An 18,780-nucleotide genomic window follows, 5' to 3' on the forward strand; every position below is an offset into this window, starting at 1 on the left:
TCTGGAAACCGTCACCCCGATCCCAGCGACCGGACAGCGACACGTAACCGCTGCCCAGATCCGGCGCGATGCTGGCGGACAGCTCGGTCGCGTCCCTGCTACCATAGAAGGCGCTGGCGCCGACGTGCGGCATCTGGTCGCGGGTGGCGCTGGCCAGTTCGATCGTCCCGGCAACCGCGCCCGCACCAAAGGCACCGCTGCCGCCGCCGCGCGTCACCCGCACCAGCGCCAGCCGGTCGGGCACTAGCGCGGAGAAGGGAATATAGCCGAAAAAGGGATCGGCCACCGGCACGCCGTCGAGCAGCACCAGGGTCCGGCTCGACGCATTGCCGCCCAGCGCGCGCAGGGTGGCGCCCTGGTTCGAGGGATTGGACGCGCGACTGTCAGAGCGGCGGAACTGCTGGAAACCCGCGACATCGGCCAGCACGCTCTCGATCCGACCCGACGCCGCATCCTCCAGCCGATCCCGGTCGATCACCACAGAGCCATAGGCCGGCGTCCCCGGTGGCAAGGACAGCCCCGTGCCCGTCACCACGATCGACGCGGCCTCATCCGCCGTCACATCGGGCGCCTGGGCAGCGGCGACGCCGGGCAGCGCGCACAGCATCAACGGCAGCGGCAGGATTTTCATGAAGCGCGTCCCCTTGGTCCGATTTTGCATCGGGGACTAGGAAGTCGTGCCCGCCACTGTCAAGCCGCGACCACCGGCAGCGCTGCCATCACCAATATCGCGCAGATACATGCACACCATGGCCAAAGGCGGCATGATTCGACGATTCGCCATGGGCCGATCCACAGCCGCGTTCGCCCCGGCGCCACCCGCCAATTTAATCACACCACCAAAACCCCCGGAAAACGGGGGATTTTTTCCTTTTTCAAAAAGTTTTTCATTTTTCTGCAATTCAGCCCTTGCCGACTTTGGAAACCACTGCTAGTTCGCCGCCACCCGCCGAGAGGGACACACTCTCCCGGCCGCCAAGAGCGGGCGTAGCTCAGGGGTAGAGCACAACCTTGCCAAGGTTGGGGTCGAGGGTTCGAATCCCTTCGCCCGCTCCAGTTTTCCTAGAAATCGATGCGATAATCACCCTTCGGGGGCAGCAAGGCCGCGTTGTCACATGCGCTTTCCTTCTGCGGCCACGCGGCCCTGATCCGCCTGTGACCCGTGCTGTCGCGTGGTCCAGGGCTGCCAATGGCGATAAGCCACCAGTCCCATTCCCAACGCCTTTGTCGCACAAATGAAAGAATGCGCTTCTAGGCGCGACGCATTCCGCAATTCCCCGTGCGGTCACGACCATCAGGGGCGATCGAGGTGATCTGGACACGCGACGATGGCCGCATGCTGGCCTATGCCTCCGGCAATTTCGGCAAGGCACTGGTTTTCAGCGGCGCGGATCTGACGATATTGTTCCTGCTGAGCGACGTGCTGAACCTTGGCGCGACGACGGCGGGATGGCTGATGCTCGCCGCGCTGTGCGGCGACCTGATCTTCGATCTGCTGGCGGCGCGGCTGACGATCCGCCTGCGGCATGTCGGCAAGGGCTATCGCTGGATGGTGGCGGTGGCAGCAACGCCCTGCGCGATCGCCTTCGCCCTGCTCTATGCCATGCCCTTGCTTGGCGCCCGGCAGCTATGGATGCTGGCCATGGCCTTGCTGATATTCCGGGGCGCCTATGCCATCATCGACGTGCCGCACAATGCGCTGATGGCGCAGGTGACCAGCGACAGCAGCGCACGCGGCCGTGTTTCGGGCTATCGACTGCTGTTCAGTACGGCAAGCGCGCTGATTGTCGCGACCTTGTTGACGCCGCTGGTGCAAGATGCGGGCAATACCCGGTCCTTCGATCGGCTGGCGCTCACCGGCGCGGCGACGGGCGCCGTCTTTGCCCTGACGATGATCCTGTGCGCATGGACCTGCGGCGGCGATACAAGCGGTGGTGCCGCCCGCACCGCCCGCCAAAGCGCAAGGCAGGACGGCATCGACATCCCGTTTCGCGACCCGATGGTCGTGGCACTGGCTCTTCTGGCCCTGCTCACCGGATTTGCCGCACCGGCATTCGGACGCTCCCTGCTCTATATCGGCAGCTATGTCGTCCGCCGCCCCGATCTTGTCGCGACCTTGCTGCTGGCCGTGACGATCGGCCAATTCGCCGGCGTGATCCTGTGGACCGCGATGACCAGACGATTCAGCAAGAGCGCCCTGCTCGCCATGGGACATGGGGTCAGCATCATCGGGCTGGCGGGTTTTGCCGCCTGCCTGTCCTGGCCACCTGCCCTGGCCATCTGTGCGGCGGTGATCGGCGTCGGCCTCGCCAGCATGTTCATGCTGCCATGGGGGCTGCTGGCCGATGCCGTCGATGTGGTGGAATGGCGCCATGGCAGGCGCTTCGAGACGGGCCTGTTCGCCTTCTATCTCGTCGTGGTCAAGGCAAGCGGTGCGGCCTTCTCAAGTCTGACCGGCTGGACACTTGGCCTACTGGGCTATGTGCCGGGGCAGGCACAGACTGCGGCAGTCCAGGCCGGCATGCTCGGCCTGGGACTGGGCATTCCTGTCCTTGGCAGCCTTTGCGCGATCCTGCTGATGCGGCGCTTCGACCTTGGCCATGCCCGCCATGCCCGGCTGCTCGCAGCGCTGGCATGGCGGGAGGAACGCGATCAGTCGGGCGCCGATCCGGTTTCCGGGTTGAAGCGCGGATTGGAGAAATCGAGCGGCGCCGGCACGACCCTGACCGGCGGGCTGGCGCTTTCCGCCCAGGCGCGGCAGAGCATGTCGCGCAGCATGGCAGCGCCGGCAGCGGTCCGTTCATAGACGAGGGCGCGCACGTCCTTGTCGGTGAAATCGGCAAAGCCGTCCCGCTTTTCCAGCTGATAGACATATTCCATCCGATCGCCGGCCTGATCCAGGAAGGCGAGGATCGCGTCGAACATGTCGCCGTCGCGATGGCCAGGCGCGCCGATGCGCGGCGCGATGTCGGCCACGGTCAGCTTCATGCCATCGACGAACTGGCTTTCGAAGCGGCCATGGATGCTGCGATCACGGGTGTAGCCCCGGGGATTGTCGCCGCGCCAGCCATCCGAATTGACTGAGTCATGCAGGGGCTGGGCGCCGTCGCCGACATAATGGCCAAGGCGGATCGTTTGGAAGGCGCAATGCTGGGCCGGGACGGATATGTCGCCCCCTTCGGCCTGCGCCTTGCGGACATGGCGCATGCAGACGACGAGCCGGTCATAGGCCTCGACCGCGGCATAGGGCAAAGTGCCGGTCCAGCGGACATTGGTGCGCGCGGCGGTCGCCGGATCGCTGTCCTTGATCGTCTCATAGCGTTTGTAGAGCGCCAGGATGAATTCGTAGCGCGAGCGCGGGATCGGCTTCACGAAGCGGAACTGCTCGCGGAACCAGCCATGATTGGGGTCTTCCTCCATCTTGGAGAAATTCTCCGAATCCCCGCGCCAGCTGTCGGGCAGCGAGGCGGAGGCGGCGATATAGTCGGTATAGGCCTTAAGGAAGACGGGACCGTCCTGCGGGATGGCATCGAGCGCGGCGCGATCGATCACTTCATGGGCGGTGCCGCCCCAGGCCATGGCGGCGCCGGGGCTGAACGCCAGCGCACCGAGCGCCAGGGCCAAGGTCAGTTTACGTGTCATCATGCCTCCCTTCAGGGGTCGAGCGGATCGCGCGGATCGACCCGCGCGGACAGGCGCGACGGGCGAAACAGCAATTCGGTGGAGGTCAGGCGCGCGCCGATGGCACCGGGCTGATAGCCCAGTTCCTTGTCGTTGCGCTGCACGAACAGGGGATTTTCGATCATCGCGCTCTGCCCCGGATTGCAGACGATCAGCGTATCCTTGTCCAGCGGCGCCGCCATCGCCATCAGCAGGCGGGTGGCGTTGCGCAAATTGGTGGTGGTGTGCCGGGCATAGGGCTCGATGATGATGGCATCGGCCGGCACGCCATAGCGCTCGATCAGCGCCTGGCGCATCTCCTGCGCCTCGACAAAGCGGGTCGCGCGCGGATGAGCGCGGCCGCCGGTCAGGATGAGGAAGGGTGCATCGCCATCGGCAAAGCGGTTGGCGGCAAGACGCAGATGATATTTCCCAAACGGGCTCAGCGGCATGCCGTCGACTTCCGGGCCGACGCCGGTGACGATCAGTGCGCTGTAGCGATAGCGTTTCCAGTCGATATTTTTGGCCCGCGCCATGGCGGGGGTGTTGAGGCCGCCGGTCAGCGGTTCGAAGCCGATCGCGTCGGTGCGGTCGCTGACGTCGAGCAGCGCAAGGGCATAGTCGATGCTGGAATCCAGCGCCTGGGCCGATCCCTTGCGCGGCGTCTGCGCGATCCAGGCGGCGGCGCGCAGCCGGGCCTGGCGCTCGCGCGGGTCGATCGTACCGGCGCCGTCGATATCGGGATAGGCGGGCACCTGCCCCAGCGCATAGCTGCGCAGGATGGCGTTGATCCCCTCCACCTCGCGGCGGATCTGCGCACCGGCACCATCGTCCGCGACTGGCACATCACGCAGCGATAGCGCAGCCTGCACCATCAGGGCGATTTCGGTCGGGGTCCAGATATGGGCCTGTGCCACGCAATCGACATCGCCTGCACATGCCGTGCGGCGATCGTTGCGGGCATGGAGCAGCGCATCCATGTCCGGCCGGGCGCGGAAGGCGGCAAGGGCGGCCGGATCGTGTCCAAGGGCGTCCAGCACGGGAAAGAGGCGCCGGGACAGCGCCTCCGTCACGGCGTCGCGCGCCGCCCCGGCCAGAGCCGGGACGGGCGTGATCGCCACCACCGCCATCGTCATCAACGACGCCGCAACGCGGCCGAGGCGGCGGGCCATCACCAGGACTTGCTGATGACGAGGCGGAAGTTGCGGCCGAAGATCGGGCGACCATAGATCGCCTCGGCACTGCCCTGCCCGCTCAGCGAGTCGGTGCGGGTATTGCCTTCGGTAAGGCCATGGGCGTTGAACAGATTGTCGCCCACAATCTGTGCCTGCCAGCTGCCATGGCGCGCCGTGATGCCCGCGCCGATCGTGCCATAGGCCGGCAGTGCGGTGTTGTTGTAGAGGTCGACATAGCGCTTGCCCATATAGGTGTAGCGCCCATAGACCGACACGTCGGTGTCGCCCGTCTGGAAATCGAAGCTGGGGCGGATATTGCCGTAGACCTTGGGCTGGCGGACGATCTGGTTGCCTTCGGCCTGTTCCGGATCGGCGCCGGTCGAGCTTTCGAAATTCTTGTATTTGGGATCGCTGATGGTGAGCGCGCCATTGAGCGAGAACCAGTTGGTCAGCGCCAGCTTGCCGTCAAATTCGACGCCCTTCACCTGCGCCTCGCCGATGAAGGGCACGTTGACATCGTTGCGGCCCGTGGTCGGATCATAGGCCAGGAAGCTGGCGTTCAAGGGATCGAAATTGGTGTAGAAACCGGTGACGTAGAGATAGGAGCGGCCGAAGGCGAGCTTCAGCCCGGCCTCGAACTGGTCGGCCTTGGTCGTGATGATGGTCGGGTTGATGCTCATCACCGTTTGGACGTTGGGCGGCGTTTCGAGGTGCGAGGCGCGGCCATAGATGCCGACATGGCTGGAGAAGTCGTAATTGGCGCCGACCGTCCAGTTGGTGACATTGGGCTTCAATTTCTGGTTGAGGATCACGCCAGTGAAGGCGCGGGTGCTGTCGTCCGCCAGGGTGCTGGCGTCGCCCAGATTGGCCGCCTCGGTCAGCGCGGCCCAGCCCTTGTAGCTGTAGCGTTCGTGACGGATGCCGGCGTCGATGCGCAGGCCCGGCACGATTTCCCAGGTGTCGTTGGCGAACACGGCGAACATCTTGGCGTCGCTGTCGCCCTGATTGAGGGTGGCGGCATAGTTGAGCACGCCATTGTCGGTGACACGGCCGATTTCCGCGCCGGCGGCATTATAGGCGACCAGGTCCAGCGTGCGCGGCTTGCCCGCCACCTCGATCAGGTAATTCTGATAGAGGGTGCGGCTGTCCTCGCCATAGAAGCTGCCATAGAGGCCGAGCTTGAGGTCATGGGTGCCAAAGCCGGTCTCGAACTTCTTGGCGACCGACAGATTGGCCTGGGCCGAATAGAATTTCGAGTGGATGTCGCGATACTGGCCCTGCATCACCAGGCCCGACGCCGCATAGGGATCATAGACGGTGTTGGTGCCGGCCAGCGTATAGCCGAAATGGTCGACCGCACCGAAAGCCGTCGTGGCACGGGCGAGATAGCCTGCGGCAAAGGCGTTGCCATCGGCCGGGTTGGTGGTCGAGTAGAAGGCGCTGAAATCGAGCTTGCCCTGGGTATAGCCGGCCTTGGCCGAGACCAGCCAGCCGTCGAAATCGCCATCATATTGGGCGCCGAAATTGACCATCTGCATATGGCGGCCATCCGACAGGTCGCCGGTGCGGCTCTGGATCTGGCCGGTGCCGTCGCGATATTTGAGGTTCACGTGGCGCAGCGCCGGCGAATTCATCGTGCCGTCGAAATAGTCGATATATTTGTCGAGCGAGACGCTGGGATCGCGCGGGTCGGAGATCGGGATCGGCAGATAGAAGACGTTGTGGTCGTTCACATAGTTGAGGTTCAGCTTGATCGAGCCATTGTCGAAATCATGCTTGATATTGGCGCGCAGCTGGCCGCCCTTGTCATTGGCGAAGCCATTGTCGCGATAGCCGTCATGATAGCGGATGAAGCCGCCGATCGCATAATAGGTGTCGTTGCCGAGCGGGCCGGCCTGATAGGCGTCGAGGCGATAGAGGCCGGTGTCGCCGAGCGTGACCTGGGCCTTGCCGCGCGCTTCGTCGCTGCCGGTGACGGTGATCGCGTTGATGATCGCGCCCGAATAGCTGGCATAGACCGGGGCCGGGCCGCCGCGCACGACCTCCACATGGTCGGTCATCAGATCCTGTTTCAGGATCGCATCGCCGCGGAAGAAGACGCCGTCATTTTCATGGAACAGCGGCAGGCCGTCCTGCTGGAAGCTGACGAAGCCGCCGTCGTTCGGCAGACCGCGGATGCGGTAGATATTCTGCACCTCGCCGCCGGTGACTTCGGTCTGGAAACCGGGCAGCTGGCCGATCAGGTCGGCGAAATTGACAGGCGCGATCTTCTCCACATCCTCGGCCGAGATGGTGTTGATCGCATAGGATACGTCGAAACGGCGCTGGGCGCGGGTCGATCCGGTGACGATGATGTCGTTGGGGCCGTTGCCGGCATCGGCGGCCGCTTCGGTGGCGGGCGCGGCGTCGGCGGCGGCCTGCGCCAGGGCGGGCGTGGTGATGGTGCAAAGCGCGGCAAGCGCCGTGCCGGAGGCAAGGAAAGTCTTGAGCATGATGCGTCCCCTCTGAATTGGTCGGGGCGCCTCTGGCCGTGCGATATGACATTTTTAATTATTGTTGTGAAAATAAATAAATCGCCATAACCGGTCGTCGCTTTTCACCGATAGCGGGATCGATCATGCTATTTCCAACCCTGGACAAGGACCAGCGGCGCATCCTGCAGATGCTGCGCAAGTCCGGGCCACTGTCCCGTTCCGCGCTGGCATCCGCGCTGGAAATCAGCGGGACCGCCCTCACCCGCCTGTCGCGCGACCTGATCGGGCTCAATCTGGTAGAGGAAGTGCCTGGCGCGGAAGCACAGGGCCGCGGGCGCCCGGCCATTCCTCTGCGGCTGGCCGGCCATGGCGGCTATGCGGTCGGCGCGACGGCGCACAAGGGCTTCATCGACATCGCCCTGGTCGATTTCACCGGCGCCACCATCGCCACCCATCATGAGGCCGTCGCACCGATCGATCCCCAGGGTTTTGCCCGCAAGGTGCGGCGCATGACGCATGAACTGGTGGACCGGCACGGCCTGCTGGGACGCCGCATGCTGGGCCTGGGCGTCGCGGTGCCGGGACCATCCCTGTCGCCGGCCGGCGATCGGTGGAGCGTCGTCGACGTCCTGCCCAACTGGAGGGACGCGCCCCTGCGCGACATATTGTCCGCCGAAATGGGCTGGCCGCTGTGGATCGAGAATGACGCCAATGCCGCAGCGATCGCCGAATATTATCTGGGTGGCCTGCTGCGCGATTTCGGCACGATCGTCGTGCTGCTGCTGGGCTTCGGCATTGGCGCCGGCGTCATTGTCGACGGGCGCCTGATGCGCGGTCAATATGGCGTCGCGGGCGAGATTGGCTGCCTGTTTCCCGGCCATCTGCCGCGTCCCAGCCCGCTGGATCTGCTGGCGATGCTCCGCAGCAATGGTTGCGACCTATCCTCGGTCGCGGACATTGATTTCCATGCTGCCGACCAGGCACCGACGATCGACATCTGGCTGGACCGGGCGGCCGAGCAATTGCAGATGGTCAGCAACACGGCCTTCGCCTGGCTCGATCCAGGGGCGATCGTGCTGGCCGGCACCTTGCCATCGACCATCCTGCAGGGGCTGGCCGATCGCCTGCATCAGGCGGACCTCGTCACCACGGTCCATCATCGCCGCCCGCCGGTCAGAATATCGAACCTGCATGGATCGCCGATCACCTTCGGCGCGGCCCTGCTGCCGATCCATGCCCTGTCGGCCGAGACATAGGATCGGCGCCGGGCCGGTGATGAACGGCAATGCCGAAAACGGGCCACGACGCGGCTCCATGGCCATGAACCACAGCATGCGCCGCCGCCGCTATTTCACCTCATTGCGCAGGCAGGGTGCCGGGCCGCAAATAGGGGAACATGTGGGCCACATAATCAACCTTGCCCAAGTCCACGCCCTGTGCCCGCAGGATCGCGTAGGCGGTCATGATGTGGAAGTAGAATTGCGGCAGCGCCCAGTCGCGGACAAATTGACCGGCGGCGAGGTCGAAGATCATGCCCTGCGGCAGTGCATGGGCGATCGGCGTAGCCGGATCGATGGGCGGCGCATCCGCGGCAAGGCTTTCCACGATCGCAATCGTCTCGGCTATTCTCGCCTGCGCATCGGCGATCGATCCGGGATGCTCGCCCGCGTTGCGGCCTTCATCGAGCAATTGCCCGACCAGCGGAGGGAAGGCTTCGCCGCGCAACCGGTACATGCCTTCCTGCGCCTGGACGCAGGCGAAGCGGATCTGGGTCGACAGCGGGAACATGTCCGGCGCCAGCCGCGCGCCCGGCAATGTTTGCGCCATGCCATCCTGCGTCCCGGCCTCGGCCTTGGCCAGCCAGGCCGACAAAGCGCCCAGCATCTGGACATAGGTGGGGGCAAGAATATCCGGCAGAATCATGATCTTCTCTCGTTCAGGCTGATGAGCGACCCTAGGGGCGATCGACATTCAGATGATGACGTGACGAAAATGGTGGTTTTCCGTGATCCGGAGCGCAGCGTACTTAAAGTACGTGAGCACCGGAAGCGCGGAAGGCCGCCATTTGCAGGCCGTCAGGGCTGAATGTCGATTGACCCTAGCGCGGATCGGGCCGCCTTGCGATGGCTGGCTCAGGGATCCGGCACGACCTGCATGTCATAGACCACGACCTTCGCCCACAGATGCTCGCAGGATTTGACGAAGGCCTGATGGATTTCGTGGTCCTGATAGACTTTCTGGTCGACCGCATTGTCGAAGACCATCAGTTCGGACACGTCGAAGGAAGAATCGACCACATCGCGCTTTTCGGTGCTGGCGGGCACGCCGATCTGCAGATCGCGGATCACGGGGATCGCGCGCAGCGTGCGCAGGCCGGCGATCAACTGGTCGCGATCGGCGGGGTTGCCCGGCCGTTTCAGCCAGAAGAAGACATGATGGACCAGCTTCGCCTGAACCGGGGTTGCGGCCTGTGCCGAGGCCTGTGTCGAGGTCAGGGCCATGCCCGCGCCGCCCAATGCCATCATCGCCGCCAATTCCCTTCTGCTCGTTTCCATGATGCTTTGTCCCCTGTCGCTGAAAGGGCGGCGATCCGCGCCACCCGGTGAAGCCCTATACGCTGGCCGGCGCGATCGATGCGCGCTGCACCAGTTGATGGTCGAATATCTCGTCGCTGACGCGCATCCCGCCCTTGCCGAGTGCGCCGATCAGGCATTGGGTGGCGCGAAAGGCCATGTCCTCGACCGGCTGGCGGATCACGGTCAGCGGCGGCCAGACGCGCGAGGCGAGGATGGTATCGTCGAACCCGGTGACGCTCAGATCATGGGGCAGGGTCAGCCCCATCTGTCCGGCCTGGGCGATGACGCCCGCCGCCAGATCGTCGCTGCTGCACAGGATCGCGGTCGGCCGGTCGGGCCGGGCGAGCAGCGCCTGCGCCGCCGCCATGCCGGACGCATGGTCGAACGCGCTATGCTCGACGATCAAACTGTCGTCCACGCGCAAGCCAGCGTCCTGGAGGGCGGCGTAGAAGCCGTCGAGCCGGGCCGCGACCACGCTGTAATGATCGGGGCCGGCGACATAGGCGATGCGGCGATGGCCATCGGCAATGACGCGCCGGGTCAGCGCGTCCATCGCCGCCTGATTGTCGATCCGCACCGTCGATATGCCCGATAGCGGCGTGCCGGTGGCGATCGCGGCGAAAGGCACGCCGAGCGCCGGCAATATCGCCGATCCGCTCAACTGCTCGGCAAAGGGCGGGATCAGCAGCAGTGCGTCGGCGCCGCTGCGCACCAGTTCCTGGGCAATGCGCTCGGCCTCGTCCAGCGTCACGCCATCGCCGTCGCGCAGGATCAGTTGCAGCCCATTGGCATTGGTCGCGCGCAGCGATCCGACCAGAACGGCATCGAGAAAGGGCGTGCGCCGATTGCTGTAGATGAGGCCCACCGTCGTCGCCCGCGCCTTGGCCAGGCGACGGGCGGCCAGATTGGGCACATAGCCCAGTTCCGCGATCGCCGCCTGCACCGTCGCGATCGTGGTCGCGCTGGCGCGGCCGGCGCCGTTGATGACGTTGGATACCGTCATCGCCGACACGCCGGCCCGTTCCGCCACGGCGCGGATCGTCACGCCATTTTCCCGCCGCCGGGCCATCAGAAGCTCATCCTCATGGCCCCTGATAGCCGGTTTTGCGGCGCAGCACAGCGTCGGGAGTGGGCCGACGCTGTCAGACCCGGCCTGCCTTCATTTCCTTGACCGCATGGTCGACCGCGCGGGCGGTCAGCGCCATGAAGGTCAGCGACGGATTGACGCAGGAGATGGAGGCCATCTGCGCGCCGTCGGTCACGAACAGATTGCTGGCATCATGCGCCTGGCTCCACTGGTTGAGCACCGATGCGCGCGGATCGGCACCCATGCGTGCGCCGCCCATTTCGTGGATGGCGTCGCCCGGCACATGTTCGCGGACCGAACTGGTGACGTTGGTCAGGCCCGCCGCACGCAGCATCTTTTCGCCCTGTTCGCGCGCGTCCGCCATCATCCGCATCTCATTGTCGCGGAAGGTGACGTTGAACTGCATCAGCGGCATGCCGAACCGGTCGGTCTTGTCGGGGCTCAGCGCGACATAATTATCCTCATAGGGCAGGCATTCGCCAAAGGCGCCCATCTGGAATTTCCAGCCGCCATATTTGCGCATGCCCTGCTTCATCGATGCGCCGAAACCGATCGGCTTGGACGGCTCGCGATAGGCGCCGCCCTGATAGCCATAGCCGCGCTTGAAGCCGACATCCTCGCTGTCGCCATTGTTGCGGAAGCGCGGGACATAGATGGCGCCGGGGCGGCGGCCATATTCGATGAACTCCTCCATGCCGGGGATGTCGCCCTTCACGCCGACGCGGAAGATATGGTCCATGACATAGCGGCCCAGCGTCCCGCTGCTGTCGAAATGGCTTTTGCCGCTGCCCGCCGGGCGCGAGTTCATCAGGATCTGGGTCGAGGCCAGCGCTGACGCGCACAGGAACACAAGCCGCGCGGTCACGGTTTCGGCCTGCCCGGTCTTGGCATCGACGAAGCGCACGCCGCTGACCTTCTTGGTCGGCGGATCATAATCGAGGTTGGTGACGACCGCGTCGGACCGCAAGGTCAGCCGCCCGGTCGCCCGCGCAGCCGGCAGGGTGACCGCCTGGGTCGAGAAATAGGCGCCGAAGGAGCAGCCATTGCCGCACTGGTTGCGCAGCTGGCATTTGGTGCGGTTCTGCTCGGGCTTGTCCTCGGTCATGTTGGAGAGGCGCGCATTGATCATCTTGCGGCCGGGGAATTGCGTTTCCAGCCGCTGCTTCATCCATTTTTCCGCGATGTTCATCGGCATCGGCGGCTGGAACTCGCTGTCGGGCAGATAGGCCAGATTCTCGCGCGATCCCGATACGCCGATATATTTTTCGACATAGCTGTACCAGGGGACCAGATCCTCATAGCGGATCGGCCAGTCGCCGCCGATGCCCTCGCGCTTGTTCGCCTCGAAATCGGCCGGGCTCCAGCGGAAGCTCCAGCGGCCCCAGATCAACGACTTGCCGCCGACCGCCGCGGGGCGGATCCAGTAGAATTTGCTGCCAGCGCCATAATCATAGGGGTTCAGGCGGTCATTATTGTAGAAGGCCTGGTTGCTGGGCGCGACATAGCCATGCTGGGCGATGAAATAATCGCTCTGCTTGAGCGGATCGGGCATGATGTTGCGGGCGGGCACCTCATAGGCGGGCTTGCCGTCATAGGTATAATCCTCGCCATGTTCGACCATATGGCCGCGGTCGAGCATCAGCACCCGCAGCCCCTTTTCCGTCAATTCCTTGGCGGCCCAACCGCCGCTGATGCCCGAACCGATGACGATCGCATCGTACCTGTCTGTCGAAGCCATGATGTCCTCTCCTGGAGTTTTCTGTCTTGAGGCAGGTTGGTGGTCAGAAGCGCAGCGCGCGCAGCGTCTGGAAGCTCTTTGTGATGTCGGGAATATAGGGCGCGGGCGCCTGGTCATTCTCGACATAGAAATGCTGGACGCCGGCGATGGCATTGAGCTTGAAGATCGCGGCGAAATCGACCGTGCCGCTGCCGACCGAGGTCATGCTGCGGTCCGCGCGCATATCCTTCACATGATAGGAATAGATGCGGCCGGCCAGGCTGCGGATCAGCGCCTGCGGATTCTGCCCGGCATAGATCGCCCAGTAGAGATCCAGTTCGATCTTCACGAGGTCTGGGTCGCACGCCTTCACCAGCTGGTCGAACAGGCTGACGCCGTCCGGCTTGGTGGTGAATTCGAAATCATGATTATGATAGGCAAAGCCCAGGCCCGCGGCCTTGAGCTGCGCGCCGAAGCGGTTGATGTTGACCAGCGCAGCCTTCCACGCCTCCGCATTGCGATATTTGTCGACCATATAGGGCAGGACGACGGTGCCCGCGCCCAGCGTTTTTGCCATGGCCACGCTGGCGTCGAACTTGTCGAGCAGCGCGTCATAGCCGATGTGCAGCGACGGGCAGGTGAGGCCCAGCCGGTCCATCGTGCTGCGCAGCAGCTTGTGGTCCATGGCGTCATAGCCGCCACCGCCAAATTCGACCTCGCGATAGCCGACCTTGGCAACCTTCTCCAAGGTGGCGACCGGATCGGCGGCGAACAATTCGCGCACGGTGTAGAGCTGCAGGCCTACGCTGGCGATCTTGCCGGAGGCCTTGGCGGCCTGCGCGGCGAAGGGAGAGGCGGCGAGGGCGGCCAGGCCGCCGGCGCCCAGCATCATGGAACGACGGTTGAGGTTCATGCGGAATAGACCTTGTTGACCTGGGAATAGGGGAAGGCGCCGTTATATTCGCCCGGCACCGGCAGATATTCGCGTTCCTGGGTGATCCCGATCTCGGACGTGTAATAGCCCACGATCACCATCTGCCGGAACGCCTCGAAAAACTCCTCGCCCTTGGGGATCTGGTCGTTCATCGCCAGGGTCAACAGCGCGTCATGCTGCGCGGCCGATGCCTTGGTCGCGGGGATCTTGTAATCCTGCCAGCTGCGCGCATCGATTTCGGCGAGGCCGGCGATGATCGGGTCGCGATCCTCCGCCACCGACCAGTCGGCCAGCAATTTCTCGATATAGGCGGGGACGCCGGCCTCGATCGCGCCGGGCGTGTCGGTCGCCGGCAGGATGCGTTCGCACAGCGCGGTCATCAGCGCCCGCTGATCGGGCGTGAACAGTTGCAGGCTGGGCGCGCCCTGGTCGATCACGCCGGCGGCGGGCATCACCCCGGCGGCGCGCGCCAGCGGCGCGAACAGCCCGGCGCCGAACATGGCGACCATGCCTGCCAGCGCATGTCTGCGGTCCATCATTGTCCTGCTCCCTTCAGATCCTGTGCGATGGCCTCGTCCGGCAGCGGCCGGACCCAGATGTTGCGGAACGACACGGGGCTGTCATGATCCTGCAACTGGATCGGCGCCTTGTCCCCATGGGCCTGATATTGGGCGATCGACCGCCATTTGGTGGTGCCCAGCATCGCCTGATGATTCTGCACCAGCACGCCGTTCAGCAGCGCGGTGACATAGGCCGGGCGGACCAGACTGCCATCGGCGGCGAAACGCGGCCGTTCGAAGATGATGTCATAGCTCTGCCATTCGCCCGGCTGGCGCGACGGGTTCACCAGCGGCGGCTTCCAGGCATAGACCGAACCGACCGTGCCGTCGGCATAGGTCGGGTTCTGATAACCATCCAGGATCTGCACTTCGTAGCGCTGCATGAACCAGATGCCGCTATTGCCGCGATCCTGCGAGCTTTTGGTCGGCGGATTGGGCGAACGAAATTCCAGATGCAGCTGGACGTCGCCAAATTCCTGCTTCGATATCAGGTTGTTCTCGCCGCCGCTCTGGCTGCGCGGCGGGATGGTCATAATCCCCTTTTCCAGCGTCCAGGGGCCGCGCTCACCGCGCCATGCGTCGAGCGACTTGCCGTCGAACAGGATGGTTGCGTCGGACGGTGCGCCGCCGGCCTGTGCACCGCCGGCCTGTGCCGCCGGGGTGACGACGGTGGGAGCGGGGCGGTCGGGATCATGGACGTGCCAGTTGCCGCCGGGCAGGATCGGCGTGTCCTTAAAACCCAGCTTGCCAGGCTTGTCTTGCGCCTGCGCCGCTGTGCCCACCAGCAGAGCCGTGGCCAGCGCGATACCCGTCCCTGCAAAGCCAGTCGGGATGATTTTCATCCTCGTCCTCCTCTCATCCTATATTTGGTCGATGGCGCGATAGGCGGCGACCAGCCGATCCTCGCCCGCGCGTCCGGCCAGCGAATTGCCATGTTCCATGCCGATCACGCCGCCATAATTGCGGCCCCGCAGCCAGCGGACGATATTGGCGTAGTTGATCTCGCCGGTGCCCGGTTCCTTGCGACCGGGATTGTCGCCGAACTGGATATAGCCGACCTCCGCCCAGCAGGCCTCCAGCGTCGGGATCAGGTTCCCGGACTGGATCTGCTCATGATAGAGATCCGCCAATATCTTGACGCCCGGACTGTTGGCGCCGCGCGCCACCGCATAGCCCTGGGCGATCGACTGCATATAGACGCCGGGATGGTTGGTCCGCGTATTGAGCGGCTCCATCACCAGCGTCAGGCCGTGCGGCGCGACGATGTCGCCGGCGCGGCGCATGCAATCGATGATCCGGCCGGTCTGGATATCGACCGGCACCTTGCGGTCCATGAAGCCGGTGACGACGGTCGCATGTTTCGCGTTCAGCCGCTTGGCGACCTCCACCGATGTGCGGACATCGGCCAGAAAGGCTTCGCGTTCGGCATCGTCATTGCTGCCCAGCAGCGGACGGAACTCCGCCCATTTGGGCATGCTGGCGACGAACACGCCCATGGTCATGCCGCGCTGCGCCAGCGCCTTGGCCATGGCTTCCTGCTGTTCGACCGGACGCTTGCGCGCTTCATTATCCTCCCAGGCGCGAAAACCCTGGTCGGCGGCATAGGCGATCTGCTCCAGCAATCCGCCCCGGCTGGCGAAGCTGCCTTCATGCGGGGCATAGCCGAGCGAGAAGCGGGCGGCATTGGAGGATCCCCTGCCGGCCGCAGCGGCGATGGCGGGGCTGGCGGCTGCGGCGACGCCGGCGGCGATCAGGTTTCTGCGCGACAGCTTCATGCCACGGCCTCCGCCCGACGACCGGCGCGCCGGTCGGACAGCCAGATCAGCCCGAACACGACCAGCAGGATCAGCGGCACGAAGGCGAGGCGGGCGAAGGATTGCGACGCGGCCGCATCCTCCACCGCCCGCAGCGCCGGTCCGGTCAGGCGGGTGAAGGCTTCCGGCCCGCCAGCCAGTTCCACCTTGGCCTGGTCGAACATCTCGCCCAGCCGTGGCAGCACGAAGAAGCTGGCAAGCGCGCCGGCCGAGCCGACCAGCCCCAGCGCCCAGGCGTCACCGCGCGGATAACGTTCGGCCACCGACGCCAGCATCGTCGGCCACATTGCGCATACGCCCAGGCCCCAGACGGTGGAGGCGAGGATGGCGGAGGCGGGCGACTGCGCCTGCGACAGCATGAACAGGCCGATCGCGGCGAGCAGGCTCGACACCCAGAGCAGGCCGGGGTTGGACAGGCGGTCGGCGATCCGCCCGGCAAAATGGCGGAACACGAACATCAGCGCGCTGACATAGACCAGCAGCAAAATGCCGCGCATGCCGACCCGATTGCTGAGCGCGACGTCGAGCCACTGGCCCGGCGCCAGTTCGGACGAGGCGGTCAGGAACATCGCGCCGAACCAGATGAAGAAGCTGGGACGGCGGACCACTTCCAGCATCATGTCCTTCATCGCCCGGCTGCCGGCGGTGGCAGGCGGCGCGGGGAAGCGGGTGGTGGACGCGATCAATACGACGCCGATGGCGGGGATATAGGCCAGCGCCATGATCGCCTGCCAGGGCAGCGCGGAGGCGAGGAACACGCCGGCAAGGCCGCCGACGATCAGCCCGCCGGGATACCAGGCGTGCAGCACGTTGAGGCGATGGGTCGTATCCTCGGGATAGAGGCGGGCGGTCAGCGGATTGATCGACGCTTCGGCAAAGCCCCAGCCGATGCCCGACAGCAGCATGCCCAGCCATACGAGGTGATAGACGGTCATGCCGGTCGCCATGCTGCCCGCACCCACGATCAGCGTCGTGCCGATCAGGAAGGCGATGCCGCAGCCGATCAGCACGCGGCGGATGCCGATCGTGTCGAGAAAGGCGCTGACGACGAAGACGGTGATGGAAAAGCCCAGGAAGGCCGATCCCAGCGCCGCGCCGATCATCTCGCCGGCCGCGATCGGGGCGATCGGGTCAATCCATTCCGCTTTCAGGCTGCTCGCGACCGCCGCGCGGAGCGATGCGCTCATCGAGGCGGTGAACAGCGCCAGGACGCTCAGCCAGAAAAGTCTGTGCCGGTTAATCGCCGTCATATCGGCTCCTCTCCCTTTGGTCCCGCCGGCCTTCCGGTCAGGACATGTGTCGATCGTCGGTTGCGGCGTCAGCTGAGCCCCAGCCAACGCCGGTTGTTGGCGGGATCACCGCCCCCTGCGAAATCGTCGAAGGCCCGTTCGGGCCGGCGGATCATGTGCGCCTCGATGAAGGGGGCGCCTTCGCGTGCGCCATCCTCGGGATGCTTCAGGCAGCATTCCCATTCCAGCACGGCCCAGCCGTCATAGCCATATTGGGTCAGGCGCGAGAATATGCCGGTGAAGTCGACCTGGCCGTCGCCCAGCGAGCGGAAGCGGCCGGGCCGGTCGATCCAGTCGGCATAGCCGCCATAGACGCCCGCGCGACCGGTCGGGTTGAACTCCGCATCCTTGACGTGGAACATCCTGATGCGGTCATGATAGATGTCGATGAACTGCAGATAGTCCATCGCCTGCAGCACGAAATGGCTGGGATCATAGAGGATTTTGGCACGCTTGTGGCCGCCGACCGCATCCAGGAAGCGCTCGAAGGTCAGGCCATCGTGCAGATCCTCGCCCGGATGCAGTTCGTAGCAGAGGTCGATCCCCTGTTCCTCGAACGCGTCCAGGATCGGGCGCCAGCGCTTCCCCAGTTCGGCGAACGCCTCTTCCACCAGCCCCGCCGGCCGCTGCGGCCAGGGATAGACGAAGGGCCAGGCCAGCGCGCCGGAGAAGGTCGCATGCGCCTTCAGCCCCAGTCGCCGGCTGGCCACCGCCGCCAGCTTCAGCTGCTCGACCGCCCAGGCCTGCCGCTCGGCCGGCTTGCCGCGCAGTTCGGCCGGCGCGAACGCGTCGAAGGCGGCATCATAGGCGGGGTGGACCGCGACCAACTGGCCCTGCAAATGGGTCGACAGTTCCGAAATCTCGACCCCGGCCTCGCGGCAGCGACCGATCAGATCGTCACAATAATCCTGGCTTTCCGCCGCCAGCTTGAGGTCCATGCAGCGCGGATCATTGCTGGGCACCTGAATGCCCTTGTAGCCCGCCTGCGCCATCCAGCGCGCGGCATTGTCCAGATTGTCGAATGGGGCGGCATCGCCCATGAACTGCGCCAGGAAGATGGCCGGGCCGCGCATCGCGCCCTTCGCCGCCGTCATTTCACGCTCTTGAGATAGGTGATGATCGCGGCGCGCTTGGCCGGATCGGGCGTGGAAATGGGCATGCGGCTGCCAGGCACCTTCTTGGTCGGCGCGGCGAGATATTCGTCCAGCGCCTTCTCGTCCCATTTCAGCTTCGACGCCTTGAGCGCGGGGGAATAGTTGAAGCCGGCCAGGGTGCCGGCGGTGCGGCCGACGACGCCGACCAGATTGGGGCCAAGGCCGCTCTTGCCGCCGGGCTGCACGCTGTGGCAGGCGCGGCAGGCGTTGAAGGCCGGCGGCGCCGCTGGTGCGGTCTGCGCCTGGCTCGATATGGCGGGGATCATCACTGCGCCCGTTGCGAGCGCTACCAGGCCGAAGCCCATTACCCTTTGCACCCTCGACTCTCCGTCTTGTCTGT

At 65.1% G+C, this 18,780-nt stretch carries 17 protein-coding genes, 1 tRNA gene and 1 pseudogene; 3 read left to right on the forward strand and 16 right to left on the reverse strand.

The window, feature by feature from the left end:
• Positions 1 to 631: TonB-dependent receptor (locus JQK15_RS07345; RefSeq protein ID WP_214864570.1), on the reverse strand; the 631-nt coding region annotated here is incomplete at its 3' end.
• 36 nt (positions 632 to 667) lie between these two features.
• Positions 668 to 901 carry a hypothetical protein gene (locus JQK15_RS07350; protein ID WP_214864572.1) on the reverse strand — a complete coding sequence of 78 codons (234 nt, stop codon included), beginning with the start codon at positions 899 to 901 and terminating at the stop codon, positions 668 to 670.
• 80 nt (positions 902 to 981) lie between these two features.
• Between JQK15_RS07350 and JQK15_RS07355 the strand changes: the two genes are divergently transcribed.
• Together JQK15_RS07355 and JQK15_RS07360 are read left to right on the forward strand one after the other, a co-directional pair.
• Positions 982 to 1,056, forward strand: a tRNA-Gly gene (locus tag JQK15_RS07355).
• A gap of 280 nt (positions 1,057 to 1,336) precedes the next feature.
• A pseudogene (locus JQK15_RS07360) lies at positions 1,337 to 2,584 on the forward strand (MFS transporter); the annotation flags it as partial.
• A 68-nt stretch (positions 2,585 to 2,652) separates the two neighbouring features.
• On the opposite strand, the gene JQK15_RS27405 reads toward JQK15_RS07360, so the two are convergent.
• The 3 genes from JQK15_RS27405 to JQK15_RS07370 are packed head-to-tail and all read right to left on the reverse strand — an operon-like array spanning position 2,653 to position 7,327.
• Positions 2,653 to 3,642 (reverse strand): phospholipase C/P1 nuclease family protein, encoded by a 990-nt coding sequence (locus tag JQK15_RS27405; protein ID WP_353047188.1) that lies wholly within the window; start codon positions 3,640 to 3,642, stop codon positions 2,653 to 2,655.
• Positions 3,643 to 3,653: 11 nt separating this feature from the next.
• Positions 3,654 to 4,832 carry a YdcF family protein gene (locus tag JQK15_RS07365; protein ID WP_214864574.1) on the reverse strand — a complete coding sequence of 393 codons (1,179 nt, stop codon included), beginning with the start codon at positions 4,830 to 4,832 and terminating at the stop codon, positions 3,654 to 3,656.
• A complete protein-coding gene (locus tag JQK15_RS07370) occupies positions 4,832 to 7,327 on the reverse strand; it encodes a TonB-dependent receptor (protein ID WP_214864576.1) in 2,496 nt (831 codons plus the stop codon). The genes JQK15_RS07365 and JQK15_RS07370 overlap by 1 nt, the downstream gene beginning before the upstream one ends.
• A gap of 125 nt (positions 7,328 to 7,452) precedes the next feature.
• Here JQK15_RS07370 and JQK15_RS07375 point away from each other — a divergent pair, with 125 nt between their 5' ends.
• A complete protein-coding gene (locus JQK15_RS07375) occupies positions 7,453 to 8,565 on the forward strand; it encodes an ROK family transcriptional regulator (RefSeq protein ID WP_004209531.1) in 1,113 nt (370 codons plus the stop codon).
• Between the two features lie 100 nt (positions 8,566 to 8,665).
• Here the strand turns inward: JQK15_RS07375 and JQK15_RS07380 are convergent, their stop codons facing one another.
• The 11 genes from JQK15_RS07380 to JQK15_RS07430 all read right to left on the reverse strand — a co-directional run bounded on the left by JQK15_RS07380 (position 8,666) and on the right by JQK15_RS07430 (position 18,745).
• A complete protein-coding gene (locus JQK15_RS07380) occupies positions 8,666 to 9,232 on the reverse strand; it encodes a DUF1993 domain-containing protein (protein ID WP_214864578.1) in 567 nt (188 codons plus the stop codon).
• A gap of 209 nt (positions 9,233 to 9,441) precedes the next feature.
• Positions 9,442 to 9,864, reverse strand: coding sequence for a Dabb family protein (locus JQK15_RS07385; protein WP_251007644.1), 423 nt, complete (start codon positions 9,862 to 9,864; stop codon positions 9,442 to 9,444).
• A gap of 55 nt (positions 9,865 to 9,919) precedes the next feature.
• Complete coding sequence (locus tag JQK15_RS07390; RefSeq protein ID WP_214864580.1) at positions 9,920 to 10,954, reverse strand: LacI family DNA-binding transcriptional regulator; 1,035 nt, start codon at positions 10,952 to 10,954, stop codon at positions 9,920 to 9,922.
• A 73-nt stretch (positions 10,955 to 11,027) separates the two neighbouring features.
• On the reverse strand, positions 11,028 to 12,710 hold the full coding sequence (locus JQK15_RS07395; protein WP_214864582.1) for a GMC oxidoreductase: 1,683 nt from the start codon (positions 12,708 to 12,710) through the stop codon (positions 11,028 to 11,030).
• A gap of 43 nt (positions 12,711 to 12,753) precedes the next feature.
• Positions 12,754 to 13,602: a sugar phosphate isomerase/epimerase family protein gene (locus JQK15_RS07400; protein WP_214864584.1), complete on the reverse strand. Its 849-nt coding sequence runs from the start codon at positions 13,600 to 13,602 to the stop codon at positions 12,754 to 12,756.
• Positions 13,599 to 14,162, reverse strand: a complete 564-nt coding sequence (locus JQK15_RS07405) for a gluconate 2-dehydrogenase subunit 3 family protein (RefSeq protein WP_004209525.1) — start codon at positions 14,160 to 14,162, stop codon at positions 13,599 to 13,601. The genes JQK15_RS07400 and JQK15_RS07405 overlap by 4 nt, the downstream gene beginning before the upstream one ends.
• Complete coding sequence (locus JQK15_RS07410) at positions 14,159 to 15,025, reverse strand: 3-keto-disaccharide hydrolase (RefSeq protein WP_214864586.1); 867 nt, start codon at positions 15,023 to 15,025, stop codon at positions 14,159 to 14,161. Before JQK15_RS07410 ends, JQK15_RS07405 begins: the two co-directional genes overlap by 4 nt.
• A gap of 18 nt (positions 15,026 to 15,043) precedes the next feature.
• Positions 15,044 to 15,958, reverse strand: coding sequence for a hydroxypyruvate isomerase family protein (locus tag JQK15_RS07415; RefSeq protein ID WP_214864588.1), 915 nt, complete (start codon positions 15,956 to 15,958; stop codon positions 15,044 to 15,046).
• On the reverse strand, positions 15,955 to 17,247 hold the full coding sequence (locus JQK15_RS07420) for an MFS transporter (RefSeq protein ID WP_214864590.1): 1,293 nt from the start codon (positions 17,245 to 17,247) through the stop codon (positions 15,955 to 15,957). The genes JQK15_RS07415 and JQK15_RS07420 overlap by 4 nt, the downstream gene beginning before the upstream one ends.
• A gap of 68 nt (positions 17,248 to 17,315) precedes the next feature.
• A complete protein-coding gene (locus JQK15_RS07425; RefSeq protein ID WP_214864592.1) occupies positions 17,316 to 18,380 on the reverse strand; it encodes a sugar phosphate isomerase/epimerase family protein in 1,065 nt (354 codons plus the stop codon).
• Entirely contained in the window at positions 18,377 to 18,745 is a 369-nt protein-coding gene (locus JQK15_RS07430) for a c-type cytochrome (protein WP_097385111.1), read from the reverse strand. The genes JQK15_RS07425 and JQK15_RS07430 overlap by 4 nt, the downstream gene beginning before the upstream one ends.
• Positions 18,746 to 18,780: the final 35 nt, after the last annotated feature.

The organism is Sphingobium sp. BHU LFT2 (assembly GCF_018604485.1).
Taxonomy (GTDB): domain Bacteria; phylum Pseudomonadota; class Alphaproteobacteria; order Sphingomonadales; family Sphingomonadaceae; genus Sphingobium; species Sphingobium yanoikuyae_A.